The 2,035-nt window shown below is 75.6% G+C and carries 2 protein-coding genes; one reads left to right on the top strand and one right to left on the bottom strand.

Annotated elements, in window-relative coordinates; translation table 11 throughout:
• Positions 1-31: 31 nt before the first annotated feature.
• On the bottom strand, positions 32-754 hold the full coding sequence (locus ETD85_RS61950; protein ID WP_138699041.1) for a hypothetical protein: 723 nt from the start codon (positions 752-754) through the stop codon (positions 32-34).
• A 70-nt stretch (positions 755-824) separates the two neighbouring features.
• Here ETD85_RS61950 and ETD85_RS61945 point away from each other — a divergent pair, with 70 nt between their 5' ends.
• Positions 825-1,322: a hypothetical protein gene (locus ETD85_RS61945; RefSeq protein ID WP_138699040.1), complete on the top strand. Its 498-nt coding sequence runs from the start codon at positions 825-827 to the stop codon at positions 1,320-1,322.
• The last annotated feature ends 713 nt before the right edge of the window (positions 1,323-2,035 follow it).

Genomic DNA, 2,035 nt, shown 5'->3' with positions numbered 1-2,035 from the left:
GGCGGGTGCTCCGGGGGAGCCGCCGGGGAGGTCAGTCCTGGCGGCGGGCCCCGAACATGATCTCGTCCCACGTCGGAACCGAGGCACGGCGTCCCCTCGAACCCTTGCGCGCCGGGCGGGCAGCCGGGGCGGGCGGAGGAGACGGCACCGGCACGGCCGGCTCGTCCTTGCTCTCGCCCTTGCCACCCCTCGCCGCCGGCACCGCGGGGCCGGGCTTGGGCTTGGGCGCCGGAGGCTTGGTCTCCTGCACGCGCGGCTCGGGCTTGGGCCCAGGCTTGGCAGGCTCGGGCTTGGGCTCTGGTGTCGCGGGCTGGGCGTCGCCCGAGCCCTTCCGCTCGGTGTCCGGTACGGCCTGCGCCTCGGTGTCCGGTACGGCCTGCGTCGCCTTTTCCGGCTCAGCGGTCGTCGCCTGAGGCGTGGGCGCCTCCTTGGACGGCTGCGCGGCCGTGGGCGTGGTGGCTTCTGTGGCACCGGTTGTCGCGGCGCTGGATTCGTCGGCCGTGGCGGTGCTGGGTGCGGTGGCCGCCGCCGGGGTCGCCTCGGAGGACGCCAGGCCGGCTGCCGTGGCTTCTTCCGTGGAGACCGGGGTGTCGGCACCGGTAGACGCTTCGACGCCGGCGGGCGTCGTGGCGGTGGTGGAGGTCTCGCTGTTAGCGGCCGTGGTGGCAGGAGTCTCGGTGGCAGCGGCCGTGGTGGTGGCGGCCGTGGTGGTGGCGGAGGTCTCGGCGGTAGGAGCCGTGGTGGTGGCAGGCACCTCGGCCGCACGAGGCGCTGCGGTAGCGGTGCCCTCTGCGGCGGCGGACGCCTCCGAGGAGGCGGGTGCCTTGGCCTCGGCGGCTTCCGACTTCTCAGGAGCGGCTGCGGACTGGCGGGCGGTTTCACCCTCCGCCGCGCTGCCCAACGTGGTGGTTTGGGCGGCGGCGGGTGAAGCCGCAACCGGCGCGGCGGCGGATGAGGTGGCCACCGGCTCGGCGGCCGGCGAGGCCGTGGCCGGCTCGGTGGCGGGTGAGGTCGGCTCGGATGTGCTCGGCTCGGAGGCGGTCGGAGCCGTCGCCTGCTCGGTGGCCTGGGCCGCGGTCGCGGACGCGGCTGCGCCAGTCTGCTCGGCGGTGGTGTCGGCGGACTGGGTGGCCGGTGCGGCGGCAGTCGGCTGGCCGGTGCCGGCGGACTGGGCTGCGGTCGGCTCAGTGCTGCTGCTCTGCTCGGCGGCGACTGGCTGCGCGGAGGCGACCGGCTGGCCGGCAGCGGGCGCGCTGGCGGGCTCGGTGGCGGGCTCGGTGGCGGCGGCCTGGCTGGCGATGGGCTCCGTGACGGTGGGCTGAGGCGCCGGTTGCGTGGTGCCGCCCGGCTGGCCCGGAGTTGCGGTCTGATCGCCCGGCTGGGCCGTGGTGACGGTCTCAGTGGAGGCGGTCTCAGTGGAGGCGGTCTCAGTGGAGGACTGCGCGGCGGCGGTCGGCTCGGCGTGAGTCGTCGATGCCGCGCCAGTGGTCGCCTCGGCCTGGACGGGTGCCGCGTCGGCCACCGGTGTCGGCCCTTCGACCGGTGCCGTGCCGCCCATCGAAGTCGGTCCTTCGCCCGGGGTGGTGCCGACTGCCGGAGTCGGTCCTTCGGCCGATGTCGGGTCATCGACCCGCGCCGTGCCGCCCGCCGATGACGGGCCGTCGAGCGGGGCCGGGCCTTCGAGCGGGTCGGCGGTGGAGGACGGCTGCGTGGCAGGTGCCGGTGTGGTGTTCAGGTAGGCAGCGGGGGCCGCCGTGGTGGTCGGCTCGGAGGCCGTCTCCGGCGCGGCCTCTTCGCGGGCAGGCGCGGTGGTCTCGGCCCAGGGCGACGACGTTGTCGTGGAGGCGGGCGGCGTGCTCCCGGGCTGCGTGGTCCCGGGCTGGGTGGTCCCGGGCTGGTTGGACCGGTGCAGGGGCTGCTCGCCGCGCTCGGTGATCGGCGCGGCCGGGCGGTCCTGCGTCTGTCTCTTCTACACATCTCCGCGCCCACGAGACCCTAAGACACCTCGTATGCCGCCTTCTCCTTGAAAAAAACA

The organism is Nonomuraea zeae (assembly GCF_005889725.1).
Lineage (GTDB): Bacteria > Actinomycetota > Actinomycetes > Streptosporangiales > Streptosporangiaceae > Nonomuraea > Nonomuraea zeae.
This window is presented reverse-complemented; position numbering and strand designations above follow the sequence as displayed.